At 50.2% G+C, this 17,423-nt stretch carries 12 protein-coding genes; 9 read left to right on the top strand and 3 right to left on the bottom strand.

Annotated features, from left to right (window positions below):
- Nucleotides 1-14: 14 nt before the first annotated feature.
- The 8 genes from LCF57_RS14845 (at nt 15) to LCF57_RS14810 (ending at nt 11,311) form a co-directional block, all read left to right on the top strand.
- Nucleotides 15-902, top strand: a complete 888-nt coding sequence (locus LCF57_RS14845; protein ID WP_226001387.1) for a dihydrodipicolinate synthase family protein — start codon at nt 15-17, stop codon at nt 900-902.
- A 15-nt stretch (nt 903-917) separates the two neighbouring features.
- On the top strand, nt 918-2,354 hold the full coding sequence (locus LCF57_RS14840; RefSeq protein WP_226001386.1) for an aldehyde dehydrogenase family protein: 1,437 nt from the start codon (nt 918-920) through the stop codon (nt 2,352-2,354).
- Nucleotides 2,347-2,694: a (2Fe-2S)-binding protein gene (locus LCF57_RS14835; protein WP_226001385.1), complete on the top strand. Its 348-nt coding sequence runs from the start codon at nt 2,347-2,349 to the stop codon at nt 2,692-2,694. Before LCF57_RS14840 ends, LCF57_RS14835 begins: the two co-directional genes overlap by 8 nt.
- Nucleotides 2,691-3,026, top strand: coding sequence for a (2Fe-2S)-binding protein (locus tag LCF57_RS14830; RefSeq protein WP_226001384.1), 336 nt, complete (start codon nt 2,691-2,693; stop codon nt 3,024-3,026). Before LCF57_RS14835 ends, LCF57_RS14830 begins: the two co-directional genes overlap by 4 nt.
- On the top strand, nt 3,023-4,246 hold the full coding sequence (locus tag LCF57_RS14825; RefSeq protein WP_226001383.1) for an NAD(P)/FAD-dependent oxidoreductase: 1,224 nt from the start codon (nt 3,023-3,025) through the stop codon (nt 4,244-4,246). Before LCF57_RS14830 ends, LCF57_RS14825 begins: the two co-directional genes overlap by 4 nt.
- Before the next feature lie 69 nt (nt 4,247-4,315).
- Nucleotides 4,316-6,625, top strand: a complete 2,310-nt coding sequence (locus tag LCF57_RS14820) for a glycoside hydrolase family 127 protein (RefSeq protein WP_226001382.1) — start codon at nt 4,316-4,318, stop codon at nt 6,623-6,625.
- A gap of 444 nt (nt 6,626-7,069) precedes the next feature.
- Complete coding sequence (locus LCF57_RS14815) at nt 7,070-8,014, top strand: stalk domain-containing protein (RefSeq protein WP_226001381.1); 945 nt, start codon at nt 7,070-7,072, stop codon at nt 8,012-8,014.
- 3 nt (nt 8,015-8,017) lie between these two features.
- On the top strand, nt 8,018-11,311 hold the full coding sequence (locus tag LCF57_RS14810) for a DUF5704 domain-containing protein (RefSeq protein ID WP_226001380.1): 3,294 nt from the start codon (nt 8,018-8,020) through the stop codon (nt 11,309-11,311).
- A gap of 277 nt (nt 11,312-11,588) precedes the next feature.
- Here LCF57_RS14810 and LCF57_RS14805 read toward each other — a convergent pair whose 3' ends face one another.
- From LCF57_RS14805 to LCF57_RS14795, 3 genes are all read right to left on the bottom strand, one after another.
- On the bottom strand, nt 11,589-12,590 hold the full coding sequence (locus tag LCF57_RS14805) for a DUF5643 domain-containing protein (RefSeq protein ID WP_226001379.1): 1,002 nt from the start codon (nt 12,588-12,590) through the stop codon (nt 11,589-11,591).
- Nucleotides 12,591-12,653: 63 nt separating this feature from the next.
- Entirely contained in the window at nt 12,654-13,856 is a 1,203-nt protein-coding gene (locus LCF57_RS14800) for a DUF4179 domain-containing protein (RefSeq protein ID WP_226001378.1), read from the bottom strand.
- Nucleotides 13,828-14,412 (bottom strand): RNA polymerase sigma factor, encoded by a 585-nt coding sequence (locus tag LCF57_RS14795; RefSeq protein WP_226001377.1) that lies wholly within the window; start codon nt 14,410-14,412, stop codon nt 13,828-13,830. Before LCF57_RS14795 ends, LCF57_RS14800 begins: the two co-directional genes overlap by 29 nt.
- 366 nt (nt 14,413-14,778) lie before the next feature.
- On the opposite strand from LCF57_RS14795, the gene LCF57_RS14790 reads away from it, so the two are divergent.
- Entirely contained in the window at nt 14,779-17,250 is a 2,472-nt protein-coding gene (locus tag LCF57_RS14790) for a rhamnogalacturonan lyase (RefSeq protein ID WP_226001376.1), read from the top strand.
- The last annotated feature ends 173 nt before the right edge of the window (nt 17,251-17,423 follow it).

The following is a 17,423-nucleotide window of genomic DNA, read 5'->3' as shown; positions in this document are numbered from 1 at the left end:
GGATTGGTGAGCATATGGCGCGTTTTGAAGGTGTATATGTGGCGCTGGTTACACCGTTCACGGCAGAGCTGGAGGTCGACTACAAGCGTCTGACTGAGCTGTGCGAGCATCTGATTGCGAACGGCATTAGTGGATTGGTTCCCACGGGATCACTGGGAGAGTATGCAGCTTTATCCCCGGAAGAACGGTCACAGGTTGTGCATACGGTGATTGATGCTGCGGCGGGGCGTGTCCCGGTCGTTGTCGGCTCGGCGGCTCCATCCACCAGGCAGGCGGTGCATTGGGTTCAGCATGCCAAGGATGCCGGAGCAGCGGGTGTCATGGCGCTGCCACCCATTAATTACAATCCGCTGCCCCATGAGGTAACGGCTCATTATGAAGCGTTGGCGGAGGTGGGCTTGCCGATCATTGCGTATAACAATCCCCATGATTACAAGGTTGACCTGACCCCTGATATACTTGCAGGCCTGTCACGTATTGAAAATATCGTAGCAGTCAAGGAATTTTCAGGCGATGTACGACGTATTCACGCTATTTTGGACCAGACAGAGCTGGAAGTCATGGTCGGAGTGGATAATCTGGCTATGGAGGGAGCATTGTTTGGCGCGACAGGCTGGATTTCGGGGGTTCCTAATGCGTTGCCCAAGGAAGGGGTAGAGCTGTTCCGGCTTGCGCAAGCGGGAAATATGGCGGAAGCTTCCGCGTTGTATCGCAGACTGCTGCCGCTGTTCCATTACGACGCCAGCCCGCAGCTGGTGCAGTCCATCAAATATATGATGGAGCTGGCTGGATTTCCGGTCGGCCCGACACGTCCGCCGAGACTTGCGCTGCCGCAGGCAGATTACGACCGTATTCGCGAAGCTTTTGAGATGGCGGTTCGTCCGAGCGGGGTTTCATCCTGAATGGAGGTGAAGACGATGGAAAGCCGAAATTGGATTGGCGGTGAGTGGCTGAGTCCTTCTGGCGAAGAAATGGTGGTTTGCAATCCTTCCATGCTGAAGGAGGAGGTGGGAGTCGTCCATTTTTCCAATAAGGACGATATCACGCAGGCCGGGGAAGCGGCACGGCTGGCACAACTGGGCTGGGCGGCATTAAGTCCGGCGGCGCGGGGAGCTTACCTGTTCAAGGCAGCCGGGCTGCTGGAGGCGAATCTATCCGATTTGGCGGAGCTAGCCAGCCGAGAAATGGGGAAGCCGATTACCGAGATGCGCGGAGAGGTGATGCGAGGCGTTTATCTGCTGCGTTACTACGCGGCAGAGGGTGTGCGTTCGATCGGTACGGTCATTCCTTCGAATGAACCGGGTGTGCTTCAATACACGAAGCGTATTCCGCTGGGTGTAACGGCTATTATTACACCGTGGAATTTTCCGGTAGCTATTCCGCTGTGGAAAATCGCTCCTGCACTCCTGTGTGGAAACACGGTCATCTGGAAGCCTGCCGAGCATGCCTCGTTAACCGCAGTACGGGTCGCGGAGTTGTTTGAAGCGGTGCAGCTGCCGTCCGGCGTATTGAATCTCATCGTCGGGCAGGGCAGCCGTATTGGCGATGCTCTGCTGGAGCATCCGGCTCTGGATGCAGTCAGCTTCACGGGTTCTACGAAGACGGGTCTCGGCATTGCCGAGCGGTGCGCACGTCGGAATATCAAATACCAGACCGAAATGGGCGGTAAAAATGCCGCGGTTGTGCTGAAGGACGCGGATATAGCGCAGGCGGTAGCGATGATTGCCAGCGGCGCCTTTCGGTCAGCCGGGCAAAAATGTACCGCGACCAGCCGCGTGATCGTCGAGCGGTCTGTCTATGAAACGTTTACGGAAGCTTTGCGCCAAACGGTGAAAAAAATCCAGATGGCCCCGGCACTGGACCCCGGAGCGTATCTCGGACCTGTGGCATCCGCAGGCCAGTACGAAAAGGTCATGTCCTATGTTTCGCTGGCCCGTCGGGAAGCGGACATCGTAGCCGAGGGCGGGGCCGCCGCCGGGACGGATCACGGATATTTTGTGCGTCCGTTGGTGGCAGCCGGGCTGGATTCGTCTCATCCCTTGATCCAGGAGGAGATTTTTGGCCCCGTGATCGGTCTAATACAGGCGGACGACTTTGAGGATGCCATTCGCCTGTGTAATGCGTCTATTTACGGGCTGAGTGCTTCACTGTTTACCCGTGATTTGCGGCTGGCTCATCGTTTTTTGGATGAAGCGGACGCCGGCATGGTCCGGGTTAATCAGGAGACAGCGGGTGTCGAATACCAGGCTCCATTCGGTGGCCTGAAGCAGTCCAGCTCACATACCCGGGAACAGGGGCAGGCGGCGCTGGATTTTTATTCAGCGATTAAAACCTGCGCAATCAGCTATGAGTAAGCGGGCGCCGGGACGAAGTGAGACGATTGAGACGGAAGTACAGGGCGGGCAATCCGGAGCGTCTGGTGCGTCAGGTCGCTTGCTTGTATGTCGCTGCGAAGAGGTGAGCCTGGGACAGCTGGAGCAGGCTTGCCATATGGGAGCCGAGACGGTACGCCAGCTTAAAATGGCTACGCGAGTCACGATGGGGGCGTGTCAGGGCAGAGTATGCCGACAACTGGTGGAGACGTGGTTTTATAATCAATATCCCGCTGCCCGCCGGGAGGCAGAGCTATTATCGCAAAGACCTCCGGTGCGTCCCGTGACGTTTGGTCAGCTGGCAGAGGGAGGTTCCTTATGAGCCGGGCGCGTATTGTGAACCATCCTATTTTGGGACCGAAGCCGGAGCGGCGGCAGGTGTCTTTCGTCTTTGACGGTCGTCCCATGCAGGGATTGGTTGGAGAACCGTTGGCGGCAGCGCTATTGGCAAGTGGCGTTCGTTTACTGAGAAGGCACGAGGAATCCGGCACAGCCAGGGGCATATACTGCGCCATTGGACACTGTAACGAATGCCGCCTGACGGTTCATCCGCTCGGCACGGTCCGCTCCTGTCTGACCCGGCTGGAGGAAGGCATGATCGTAGAAACAGGCCGCCAGCTTTCGAATAAAATTACAGGGAGAATCGTGACATGAATAAAATGGCGCATCTTATCGTCATTGGTGCAGGTCCCGCCGGGTTGTCAGCAGCGGCTTCAGCAGCTGAACAAGGCTTACCGGTCACGGTCCTGGATGAGTTTACTGAGCCGGGCGGACGAATGCCCGGACAATATCATGAGGAAGGTAGCGAAGGCTGGTGGGTTGGAAAACAGGTTTCGGATGAACTCATCACCCGTTGCAGACAGCTTGGGGTAGACATTCGCTGCGGCGTGTCGGTGCATGGCATGGAGTATACGAAAACGTGGGAAATTTCCACTTCCTGTGGATTATTCATTGCCGACTACGTATTGCTCGCGACCGGAGCCGCCGAAATTCCCGTTCCGCTGGACGGGTGGACGCTGCCGGGCGTGATGTCCATCGGAGCCGCGCAGGTGATGACCAACGTCCATTATGTGAAGCCGGGGGAACGCGGCATCATTGTAGGCATGAACGTCTTGTCCATGGCGATTGCCCGTGAGCTGTCCGTCGCCGGGGTGAACGTGGCGGCGATTACACTGCCTTGCGTCAATCCGCTGGCTGGCGCGGCAGCAGATCCGACAGCCTCCGCGAAGCTGCTGCTTCAGCTGTCGGGGCTGGCCCCGGCCGCCTGGATGCGCGCCGGCGGCAAGCTGGCAGCGGCGCTGCGGATGGAGGGTCTCATCGCGCGTTGCTATCCGCACAGAGGCTTCCGCCTGTGGGATATCCCGATCCGTTTGCGGACGGCCGTGCTATCCGTCAACGGGCAGGACCGGGTCGAATCCGTGACCCTGGTCCACGTGAAACCGGACGGCTCACCGATTCCCGGCAGCGAGCGCGTCGAACCCGCCGACTTCGTGGCGTTGAGCGGCGGACTGTATCCGCTTGCTGAGCTGGCGGCGGTAGCCGGGTGCAAATTCGTGTACAGCCCGGAGCTGGGCGGGCATGTTCCACTGCATGGTGAGCGAATGGAAACCTCGCTCAAAGGGCTGTACGTTGCCGGCAATATTACCGGCATCGAAAGCGGACTGGTCGCCATGGCCCAAGGCCGATTAGCCGCCGCGTCCATGCTCCATGCCGTCGGACTCGGCGGAGCAGGCGGGGAACAGCGGGTACAGGAGGCGATCCGTGAGGTCCATTTTACACGGAAGCACGCGCTGATTCAGTTTCACCCCGGCATTACAGAGGCGAGAACGCAGCTGTACCAGCAGTGGGAGCAAACCTGCGGCAGCGGTGTATAATCGCTTGTTATGCCTGATATGCGCTTTCTTTTTTTACACCCCAAACTCGCCTTAAAGGAGGCACGGAAGATGACGCTTAAAGCAAAAGCCCATATGAAAGCAAGACCGTTCGCACTGAACGAGGTGGCATTGGCTGATGGTCCCTTCAAACAGGCGATGGAGCTGAACCGATCCTATCTGTTGGAGCTTCAACCTGACCGCCTGCTGGCGCGTTTTCGGGAATATGCCGGGCTTACGCCCAAAGCGCCTCAATATGAAGGCTGGGAAGCCATGTCTATTTCCGGTCATACCCTGGGACATTATTTGTCCGCCTGCTCTATGATGTATGCTTCGACGGGCGATGAACGCTTTAAAGAAATCGCACATTACATTACGGATGAGCTGGAGGTTTGCCAAGAGGCCCATGGGGACGGATATGTATCCGGTATTCCGGGAGGGAAGGAGCTTTTTGAAGAGGTGTCTGCTGGAGATATTCGTTCCAAGGGCTTTGATCTGAACGGTGCATGGGCTCCACTGTATACACTTCACAAGCTGTTCGCCGGTTTGCGTGATGCGTACCATTTGACTGGCTGTAACAAGGCATTGGTGGTAGAACGTAAGCTGGCAGACTGGCTTGAAAGTATTTTGAAGCCGATGAGTGATGAGCAGATGCAGCAGATGATGTTTTGCGAATATGGGGGTATGAACGAGGTATTGGCGGATTTGTATGCGGATACCGGGGAAGAAGGCTACCTGCGGCTGGCTGAATGCTTCTGGCACAAGCTGGTGCTCGACCCGCTTAGCTCACAGGAAGATTGCCTGCAGGGCATTCATGCTAATACGCAAATTCCCAAGCTGATCGGACTTGCCAAGGAGTATGAGCTGACCAATGATACGAAGCGCCGGGCGACGGTGGAGTTTTTTTGGGAACGGGTGGTGGATCATCATTCGTATGTCATTGGCGGCAACAGCTTTGGAGAATATTTTGGAGCACCGGATGGCTTGAATGATCGTATCGGGCCGCATACGACGGAGACGTGCAACACCTATAATATGCTTAAGCTGACCAACCATCTCTTCCAATGGAATGTATCCGCCAGGGAGGCGGACTTTTATGAACGGGCTCTGTTTAATCATATTTTGGCCTCGCAGGACCCGGTTCACGGGGGTGTAACGTATTTTCTGTCGCTGGCTATGGGCGGACACAAGCATTTTGAAAGCAAATTTGATGATTTTACGTGCTGCGTCGGCACAGGAATGGAAAACCATGCAAGCTACGGCAGCGGCATTTATTTTCACGATCACAATAAGCTATATGTCAATCAATTCATCGCTTCGACATTGAAATGGCAAGAAGCAGGGGTTACGTTAAAACAAACCACCTCCTATCCGGACACGGATCATACCAAGCTGGAAATTCAATGCGATCAACCTGCACCATTTATGCTGCTCATCCGCTATCCTTATTGGGCTGAAAAAGGGATGACTATCCGTGTAAATGGCAAGGAACAAGCAGTCGTGTCAGAACCGGGCAGCTTCGTATCTATTGCTAGAACGTGGATAGACGGTGATATTGTCGAGGTGGAGCTTCCAATGTCGCTGAGACTGGAGCCGATGCCGGATAACCCGGACCGAGCGGCCGTCATGTATGGACCACTGGTGCTGGCGGGCGACCTCGGACCCTTAGAAGATCCTAAAGCCAAGGATTTCCTGTACACACCGGTATTCATACCTGAGTCGGGAGAGCTGGATGCCTGGATACAGCCAGTGGAGGGCAAAACGAATACGTTCCACACCTTGAATGCCGGGTATCCCCGGGACGTGGAATTGTCTCCTCTATATAAAGTGCATGACTGTACTTACTCGGTATATTGGGACATCTTTACGAAGGAGACGTGGCAGGAGGCAGAAAAGGAATACACAGCGGCACGCGAAAAGCTGGCGATTCTGGAGCAGTGTACGATTGACTTTGCCCAGCCTGGAGAAATGCAGCCGGAGCGGGATCATAACTTTCAGGGGGATGCTTCCACCCGCACCGGATATGTCAACAACCGACCTTACCGAAATGCGGGCATTGACGGCTGGTTCTCTTTGGATTTGCAAACAGATCTGACTGCTCCAATGCTGCTCGTTATCACCTACACGGCTACATTGGAAATGCCAAACTGCGGTTTTGACATTTTGATTAATGGTCATCTCCTTGAGCATTTTAGTGAAGGCTTTGATGAGGCCGATAAGTTTTACAACGTAAATGCCGCCATTCCGGCTGCATATTTGGAGGGTAAGGACATAGCGACAGTGACCTTTAAGGCCAAGCCGGGACAGCGTGTTCGCAGATTGTTTGGGCTTAGAATGGTTAATAAAGAGGTGTATGAGCAGCTCTATCAGGCGGGTAACTAGGGTGATAGCGGATGGATGCCCTTTAAGATGCTTTGTGAGTAAAAGTAACGTTTGATTTTTAATAGATTATGATTTATGATGTAAGAAATATTGGATGATGTTGGAACAATGATGTGATGAACTGATTTATTCATAGTCGTTTGCGCGTGAAGCACACGGGCTGTTTCTTCCTTAACTGGGGAGAGGCAGCCCTTTTTTGTTGATTTAGTACCATTTCGCCTACTCCGTTTTGTATTCACTTTTTCGAGTTCGGCGATAGAGATTGGGATGGCTTTTTTTAGAATGTCTATATGTTAGAAGTTTTCCTTATAGATTTTGTAATAAGGAAACCATATAATATATAAGTTGTATCCAGTATTTTCCGAAAGTGGGGGTGCAATAAGTTTATGAGAGTAAGGTTGATATACATACTTTAGAGTACTAGCAGACAAAGGGGATAAAGAGATGAGTATAAAAAAATGGATGTTGAGTTTGACCGCAGTTACGTTGCTATGGGGCGCGACAAGTACAATTCCAAGAACGGAGGCGGCAAGCAGCTCCCAACCGATTGAGGTCTTGTTAAATGCGAAAAAGATACAGTTCCCGGATGCTAAACCCTTTCAGGATAGTAACGATTACGTGATGGTTCCTATTCGTTTTGTATCCGAAGCCTTGGGGGCCAAGGTTGGGTGGGAAAAAACAGGCGGTCAATTGGCTGTGTCGATCAAAAATGATGCACATGCCGTTAGCATGACGGTCGGACAAAACACCGCCACGGTGGACGGACAAACCAAAACATACGAAACGAAGATTATTTTGAAGCAGAACCGCACTTTTGTGCCGCTCCGGTTAGTAAGTGAGGGCTTGGGCCAGACGGTGGAGTGGGATAAGATCAGCCGCTGGGTCTGGATCGGGAAGAAGGAAATCGCTGCGCTCGAGGATACGGGGCATCAGGCGGTGAGTATTGAGCCGTATAAAAAGGCGATTAACACTATTCCCAATCTCATCAACGATATTACAGGTAAGCCGTATGAAAAGGTAGTGCTCTTTAAACAGTCTGACTTACCTATAAAGTTACTGCACGATATTTACTCTGTCGAGCCGTATACGTCTCCAAAGGGTGTTCCATACCTGAAAGTGCGGGCCAAAACGAAGTCTACAGCAGGCAGCCTTTTTTACTTGACTAAAAACAAGGATGTACGCCTTCGTCCTGCACTAGAAGAAATGACGCAAGACAATGGAGACGGTACAAAGATGCTCTATTACAAAATATATTCGTACGCTGACGCTAACCTTTATGGGAACAAGGATTATAAAACCTTTAAGCTGCAAGACATTGAGTACATTGGTTTTGACCTCGCATCGCGGGACTACATCCCAATAATGGTTAACCCGTGGAAAGGTAATTAAGACATGGAGAAAACTGAACGCATTCTGGCCGTATTGCTGGTGGGGGTACTGCTTTTGTTGCAGCTCCCGCCTTTTTCTTTTCCCATCGATAAGGCGGTAGCCGATACAGAAATTACTCCGCTGTCCTACTATGCAGACAAGAATAATCGCTACTTTGTTGGTATGATGTATTTCGATATGTGGAAGAACATCGCAGGGACGTGGGTCACAGACGGTGGTAAACAGCCTGGAAAAGGGATGCATGGTGAGGCAACCTTTACTTACAAGTTTAGTTTCCCAGGTAGAAAAATAAAAAGTGTTGAAGCATCACTTTATAAACCTAATGATGAGAAAAACAAACTGAACCCTGATTATATCAAATATTTTGAGAAATCCCGTTCGGATGGCTATGAAGAATACGTACGTTACATCAGTAAGGGCACAGTGAAGGACGATATTCGCTCCTATCAAATACAGGGGGTTGGAACGGACTCCACCATTATTCCAATTACAGTAAACATGATGCTTAATGCGGAAGTCATAGCCAAAGATATCAAGAATGAAAGCTGCCCCACCTGCGCTAAAGAAGTAGAAGCATACCGCATCTACCAGCCCATTCTGTTCAAGATCGAACTGGAGAGCAGTCTAATTGTCAAGCATTTTACCACTGACGGAAAAGCGCTTAACAACGTGTTTACACCAATTGAAGATGAACTGAAACCTGATCAACCGTATGATTTCACCCCACCAACCAATCCTAAATATGAATATGTGGGTTACAAGAAAAGCACGACGGGGAAACCGCCGAGCGGAGATATTTTGCCGGGCATTGTACCCGGGTTTACGTATGATGGTTCTTTTGAGCAGTTTACCGCTTATTTGTATTACAAAGAAGGTCAGGGCTGTCCTAAGCCTGGAGAAAGCCAAGAGGGAGCACCCTCAGATTGTCAAGACGAGGAACAGCCGACGAAAGGTGTTGTCTGCTCCCGCCCAGTTCCTGGCTTGCGCCTGGAAACTGCCGAGCTGGACCCGACAGTATCTGCCGTTATCAAAGCAGACCAGCGTGGCCGGGAACAGTTTGACGTCTCCAAAGGTATTCCTACATCTGAGAGCCTGTACGGTCATGTACAAGCCAAGAGATACCTTTTTCAGCATAAGTTTGTAAACATGACAGGTCAGTGTACATATACGGTGAATGTAAAACGGGAATATCGGTTAAGCTGGCGGCCCAAGAAAAAATCTACGCGGAGAGAAACTGTGAAAAAAACCTATACCTACAAAATCGTACGTCCGTACTCTTTTTGGAAGATAGACAACTTGGAGGTGTACGGTATCAGGGAAGCTACGCTTCGAAATTATGCGTTACCTAATGAAACAATCACCATTCGTCCGCAATCCTATACCCCACCTTCATATGTCGCAGCGACCAAGGGCAACTTTTATCCGTCCCCTGCACCGGGAACCGTAGATGGTGGTAGTCGCAGCAAAAGCGGAGGCAGCAGCAAGCCGAGTGTACCTGACGAACGTAGTGCACTAAAATCCAAGGCAGAAGGAGCTGTTAAGGAAGTCGAAGTGGAGAATGACACCCTGACCTTTGAGAACAGTATCATTATGAATCCGCAGCGCGTGAAGGTGAATGGACCCAAGCCGGGTGTTATTCCTTCTTCCGGGGCGATTGAGCCGGATGTGTTATACAGTCCGGGTCATGTGATTGATCAGCACAAGATAAATAAGCCCAATACGGCTAGCAGCGGTGACATTACCTTTGCTATTCTCAAAGGGAATATCAATGGCGGTGCGGATAAGACGTTTCCGATACAGGGGATCAACACGGTGACTGTCCACACTCCCATCGTGAATCTTTCCAGTGTGTCAGATGATGCTATTCATAACCAGAAAACCAAGCCGACGAAAGGGCGGTCAGCGCTTATTTTGGAGCGTCCTTTCCGGGTAACGATTTCGACCGCAGGCCCGCATTTGAATATTCCCGGTTACGGGAACCGGGAATATGCCAAATATGTGCGAACCAAGCAGGTGCGATTCCCGTTCGATGTGTACGATAAAGGGAAGACAAAATTTTATCCGCGAGGTACCTGGATTGATATTCCGGTGGTGCAACTGGACACAGACTTTTATTTACCGGTATGGGTGGATGAAGGCAACTACACCGTCGAGTTCCGTACCATTGCTGAAAATGCACCAGGCGGGTTCACTGAACAGCGTCATGCCAATATGGATCTTGCCCATCATGTTGCCAATGATGTGGTCAACATTGAAGTTATCGGACGGATGTATGATTTTCATATCACCGATATTGCCGATTACCATTGGGAGCGGGTATTTCGTCAGCACAAGGGAAGCCCGCTGCATAGCGGTCTATCCTACTGGACAGGGCTAGGCGGCATCGACGGATTGCCAAGGGGAAATCCGGAGCCGTTTACCCTGCCTGTACGTCCCGGCAGTCATCCGCATGAGGGCTACCAAAATGTAGCGGTCAAGACGGGCTATCATTTCAAGTTTGATCTCAAAACCAAAGGGAATATGTTCAGCGCTAAGGATGGTATCCGCATCACACCCTCATTTTATTGGGTGAGTAAAGATGGCCGCCAGCGTGAAGAAGTGGATTTGTATACACATGCGGGAAGCCGTAAATTCATCCGATTGGGATCGACAGAGGATCGAGAGAAACGGTATGTTATTCTGAATGAGCGGCTGCGCAATGTACCAGCAGAGGAAATGCAGGACACAGCCGCCTACCAATATAAGCATGAATTGAGCGAAACACAACGGAGTCAATCGACGCTGGAACGTTATGTAGCACTATATGCCCAGCGTATCACATGCAGCAAGACATGGATCGGCCGCTACGATTGGCTAGTGCTGCCCGCGGCGGTCCGTACCTTGATCGGTCCGAAGACAGACTTGCCGGATGGGGTTGATGTCGACCGTGCCAATGCGGCGATTCAGCGCTGGTATGGCGAATATAGTCTGCCTGCCGATGTGTACGCGGTCACCAAAGGGACGGATTTACGTAATGTAAGTCGTCAACAGGAGCTAAACGAGCATACGGATCTATTCAAGAAAACGGGCTTTATCGTCGTCCGCTTCAATTTGGAATCGCTCCGTCAGGGGGACACCGAGCATCCACATTTGCAATATATTAATGGTCCGCTGCTGAACCAATGGCAGCTGGAGGGTTATCGCAGAGAGATAAAAGACCCGTACGGACATGCCTTTCATTTACAGGATGGGGATGTCGTGTTTTACCATGCAGACCAGTTCAGTCGGGACGATTTCAGTTCATTTGTCCCTCACTAATTGGGGTTCACAAATTAACGATAACCTAAACTTATCTTTGACGATGTTGCACAAGCTTGACAAGCTCCTGTCAGAGCGTTCCGTCGGTTTCCAGCTATTCTTCCGATGCTCCCTTACTGGTGCAGGTGCAATGTGAGTGGATAATTGAAGCCACTTCGGCACTTGTATAACCAGTAGAACCAGTGAAGTAAGCAGGGGAAGGAATGGCTTAATGTAAAATAAACAAAACGAGCAAGCCTGGATTCTCATTCAGGCTTGCTCGCTTCTTGCATGGATGTTATTGGGCTGGCACGGGAATGGTCATTTCGAGTTCCTTAATGTATGTTTTATCTCCGTTTTTAAATTTCCCGTCAGCCCCCTTGCCTTGACCGACAATACTCCAATTTGAGGGATCGACTGTAAATGTATACGGTTTGATCGTCACATATTGGGGTCTGCTACCTACAGCACTGTACAGCTCATCAATATGATACTTCGTTCTAGGCTTGCTATTATAGAAGCCGACTTTCCGTTGCTGAAGCGTTTTCCCCTGATCATCTACGATGTCATAATACATCATGGATGGAGCGTATTTTCCTGTCTGCTTGGCAGATGCAGGCACTTGACCTTCGCTATCCAGCACCAGCCGGGTTGTACGGGAGGCAATATCGAGCTGTTTGACCGTGTAACTGAATGACCCGCTCTTTTGGGTTTTATTTGGCTTGACACTCACCATATTACCGTCCTTTTTAACAGGTACTTTAAACTCAAAAGGCTTGCTGATTCTGGTAACCCCTACCCGGACGGTCATTTCAAATTCGTCTGGGAGTGAACCTAACTGGCTATATTCGGCTTCTACGGTGTTCTTTTTGGACACTTTATCTCCGAACGAGCCAAAGCCTTTAAATGCCTTCCCATCAATCAGAATTTCAGGCCTCTTGATATAGCCCTTCTTTTGATCTTTTTCAGGAACCATATACTTCTTGAGGCTTTCATTTGCCTCGGCATCCATTGGAATATACAGGCTCACGACTCCTTCAGGCAAATTTTTGCCTTCACGTTCGATCGAAAAGGACAGCCGCGTGCCATCATAGAACACATCGCCAAGCTTCAGTGTAACCCCGTCCTGCGTCAGGCTCAGATTGGAAGAAGCGGCTTGTGCAGATTTTGCATCAGTAGCCGCTGCTGCAATGGGGGATATAAATTTTGGCATCGCTACCCCTGATCCCAATATCGCAAGAGCAGATGTTGTAAGTAATACCCGTTTTAGGAATGTTAATTTTAAGTTTGATTGTTGCATTAGACATGTTCTCCTCTCATGGAAGCATGTGATGTGAAATTCCTGTATTGAAAAAATTGGTGATTAGTTATTCAGGGGAATCTTCATTTCGAGTTCCTTGATGTACGTTTTATCTCCTCTTTTAAGCTTGCCGTCAGCTCCCTTGCCTTCACCAACAATGCTCCAATCAGCCGGTTTTACGGTCAAGGTGAATGGCTTAATCGTTACGTATTTCGTATTCGGCTTGAGAGCATCATACAGCTCATCCACATGGTATTCTGTCTTAGGCTTGCTGTTGAAATAACCGAATTTGCGCTGCTCAAGAATGTTGCCCTGATCATCCACAATATCGTAGTACATCATCGTTGGCGCATACTCTCCTGTCTGCTCCTGGGAAGCAGGCACTTCACCTGTACTGTCCAGCACTAGACGAGTTGTAGTGGATGTAGATTTCAGTTCCTTAACGGTATAGCTGAAGTTGCTGCTGGTCTTCGTCTCATTCGGCTGGACAACAATCATGGTGTTATCGATTTTCACCGGAACCTTGAATTCATAAGGCTCATTGACACCTGTCATTGAAGTTTTAACCGTCAATTCAAACTCGTCCGGCAGGGAGCCCAACTGCATGAACTCTCCTACGACTGAATTCTTTTTTTCCGGATCATCACCATACGAGTATAGATCAGAGTCTACTTTCTTGCCATTAATTAGTACTTCCGGATGAAATTTAAAGTACCCCTTAAGCTGATCCTTCTCAGGCACTTTATGCTTCTTTACCCATTCCTCATCGCTATTTTCAGTTATGGCATCCATAGGTAGATAAGGACTCATAGAGGTTTCCGGCATATTCTCGCCCTTACGCTCAATGGAGAAAGACAGGCGTGTACCGTCATACAGAACATCGCTTAATGTCAGCGTAATTCCGTCATGAGTCACACTTTCATTAGGATGACTGAGAATGCCCTTATCTACAGCAGTCTGAATTTCATCCGAGCTCAATCCATAAAAAATACTGCCAATTCCGGGAATTTGCTTGAGTGTGGCCGCCATGGTCGGTGATATAAATCCGGCGCCTACCACTCCTGCCCCTAATATGCCAACTACGGATGCCGCCAGGACAGCCCGTTTTGCAAATTTCGATTTCGTCGTTTTTCTTTGCATGGCTCTTTTTTCAATCTCCTTCATAATTTGATCACTCATACTGCCTCTGGGCATGACTGATTCATTGATCCAATTCTCCAACTGGTCCATTTCGCGCTCATAAGGTGGTATTGGATGTTTGTCCATTAACAAGTCCTCCTTTGCTTCTCTGGTCCAGCAGCTTGCGCCGAAGCCGCTCGTATTTTTTACGGATAGTTGCTGACTTTAAACCCATAATGCTGCTAATCTCCTCAAAGCTGTATTGCTCAACAGCCTTCAGTAGCAGAATATGACGCTCTTCTGGTGTAAGATAAGTCAGCAGTTCTTCAATAACACTTTTATGAGGGGATACCTGAGCGATTGACTCTTGTTCCTTGACCTGCTGAACCAGTTTGAGCCAGCGGCTGTGTTTCCTTTTGATGTTCATTAAGTGATGATAGGCCATCTTGTATAGCCATGCCGAGAAGCTGGTCTGTCTGCTGTATTGATGAAGATGCTCATAGGCTCTGATGAAAATGTCCTGAACAGCGTCCTCTGTTGCTTCATGATTCTTCAAAATATAGAAGCAGTAGGTGTACATCTGCCGCTCGAATTGTCGAATAATGATTTCGTAAGCCTGCTGTTCACCAGCCTTGACGCGCTCTACGGCCAGCTCAATCTGGGTGTGTTTATCCTGTTGATCCCCGGGGATGGTTGCCTGCAAGAGCTCACCTCCTTGTATTTATGTTTATATAACAATCGCAACGGGTCGTTTTGTGACATCATTTTTGTGAAACCTTAAAGGTATGGTTTTGAGCACAGCTTATACATTTTATCATCTTATGATTTTCGTATATTCTCACTTCAAACTGATTTTGTTGGCTCACGAAATGAATGGTTATATAGCAGTCTTGGCGGATGTATTTCAATAAAAATGCACAACAACACGGATTTGTGTAGAGAAATCGCCGGATATTTAAACGCCTTTGGGAGAAGGGCAAAACTATAATAGTAAAGAATTTGAATTTTGTAAGCGCAATCATTTTGACGTCTTGCTTGTCTCACAACACAATTGAGGAGGACGACTTGGATGGCTCAAAGGAAAGGCGCATGGCGTAAGGGCAGCTTGACCGTCGCATTGGCAGCGATGCTGGCGATGACGGGGACGACTGGAGGAGTGGCCGCGGAAGACTTGTCCGAACCGACGACGCTACAGGCGGAATCAGCAATCGCTGCTGAACAGAATCGTAGCGGCAGCATTCAACTGGAAAAGCTGGATCGGGGACTGGTAGCTGCGGTGACGCAGGAGGGTGTATTTTTAAGCTGGCGGCTATTAGCCCAGGAAGTGAATGGCTACGGCCCAACAGGGCTGACGGGAGCAGATTTTAACGTATACCGTGACGGCAAGAAGATTGCAATGGTGACCGACAGCACCAACTATGTCGATAAGGAAGGAACCGGAAATGCGGTGTACAGGGTGGCTTCAGTCGTTAATGGGAAGGAAAAGGATCGCAGTGCCAAAGTGAAGCCATGGCAGCAGGGTTACTATGAGCTTCCGCTTCAAAAGCCCGCCGATGGAGTAACACCCGCAGGTGAATCCTATACCTACTCAGCCAACGATATGAGTGTGGGAGATGTGGACGGAGACGGACAATATGAATTTTTCGTAAAATGGGACCCGTCAAACTCCAAGGATGTATCTCAGAAAGGCTATACCGGAAATACGTATGTCGATGCATATACGGCCGAGGGCAAGCTGTTATATCGGATTGACCTGGGTGTGAATATTCGATCAGGTGCGCATTATACACAGATGATGGTATACGATTTTGACGGAGATGGTAAAGCCGAGCTGATGTTCAAGACGGCCCCAGGCACCAAAACGATTACTTTTGACAAAAAGGGCAAGCCCAAAAAAGAAAAGTATATTACCTTGCCCCGTGAGGATCGGAAAGCAGGAATTACACATCAGGATGATTACCGTTTGAGCCGTACGGATTATTATGAGCATGTAGTGAACATGTTTATGAACTGGACAAAGCATGAAGAAGTGGTCAAAGGGCAATGGCCTGCTACACTGGAGGAATGCTTTGGCATTGCTCCAAAGTATAGCTATCCGTTATCCCGAAAGGATGCGGAAAGCCTGACGGATTACTTTATGGATGTATATGCACCTGCGCGGAGCGACAAAAACAAGCTGAGAGAGTTCGAAGGCTTCATTGTAGATGGACCGGAGTATTTGACCATTTTTAAAGGAAAAACGGGAGCTGAGCTGGACACCGTCCGCTATGAGCCAGAGCGCCATGACGATGGTCTCATGTGGGGGGATTATGCTATGGCCCGGATTGAACCCGCCAACCGTGTGGATCGTTTCCTGGCAGGGGTGGCTTATCTGGATGGTCGCAAGCCTTATGCCGTATTTGCACGTGGTTATTATACCCGCTCTACGCTGGCCACCTATACCTGGGACGGCCGCCATCTCCAAAAGCATTGGATGGTGGACAGTGGCTGGGCACCGATGACTAACCCGTTTAATGATAGCCCGCACGGGCGGGACGGAACGGACCCAAAATTCAGCACCTTGACCACTCAGGGAGCGCATTCGCTGAGTGTGGTGGATGTGGATGGTGACGGCAAGGACGAAATCGTATACGGGTCTGCCACCATCGACGATGACGGCAGCCTGCTGTACAGCTCGTTTGATGTCATGCCTCCGGAAAGCGCGATTCCGGGCCAAACAGCCAGACTGGGACACGGTGATGCGCTGCATGTGACTGATATTGACCCGGATCGGCCGGGCAAAGAAATTTTTATGGTGCATGAGGGTGGAACCTACGCTCCGTATGGTTATTCGCTGCGGGATGCCAAAACGGGCCAAGTCCTCTACGGCGCATATTCCGGCAAGGATACAGGCCGCGGAATGGTCGGTGACATAGACCCGGATCAGCGAGGACTGGAAACCTGGGCCATCGGCTTGTGGACTGCGGCAGGCAAGCAGCTTGATACGAAGATGCCGGGCACCAATATGAGTATCAAATGGGCCGCCAATATGACCACACAAATCGTGAACGGGGCGATCGACGTAACCCCGACCATTGAAGATTGGAAGCGTGGCACATTGCTGACCGCAACAGGCACCAAAACGAATAACTATACCAAAGGAACGCCATCGCTGGTTGCCGATGTTTTCGGAGATTGGCGCGAGGAAATGCTTGTCCGTACAGCGGATAGCTCAGCGATCCGTATCTATTTGAGCACCGAGCCCACAACGCATAAATTATACACATTGATGCATGATCCGCAGTATCGGGCGGACGTGGCCCGCCAGAATTCGGCCTATAACCAGCCGTCCTATACGAGCTTCTATTTTGCATCCGATATGGATTGGGCGAACGTGCCGATTCCCAAGCTCTATACGCCAAGAGCCTTGGTTGAGGAAGAGAACAGCGACGAAGCGGATGAGGTAGAAGCATCGGAGATAGATGAAACGAAAGTCGATGGAGCGGAAATAGATGCGAAAGAATTAAAAGCAGAGTCGGTGGAATCAACAGAGGATTTATAACAGGAAGGAAGCATAAGACTCTTCGCTGCATTAATCGTTATTAAATTTGGAAAAAAGGCAAGTCTCTACTGGTCATACCCCTGTCAAGTAGACAAGTGAAAAAAGGCTAAGCAGCCAGCGCGTGCCGGTACTCAATCGGCGCGCGCTGTTTGAGTTTGGCCTGAAATCGTTGG

The sequence above is a fragment of the Paenibacillus sp. BJ-4 genome (genome assembly GCF_020404765.1).
In the GTDB taxonomy this organism is placed as follows: Bacteria; Bacillota; Bacilli; order Paenibacillales; family Paenibacillaceae; genus Paenibacillus.
This window is presented reverse-complemented; position numbering and strand designations above follow the sequence as displayed.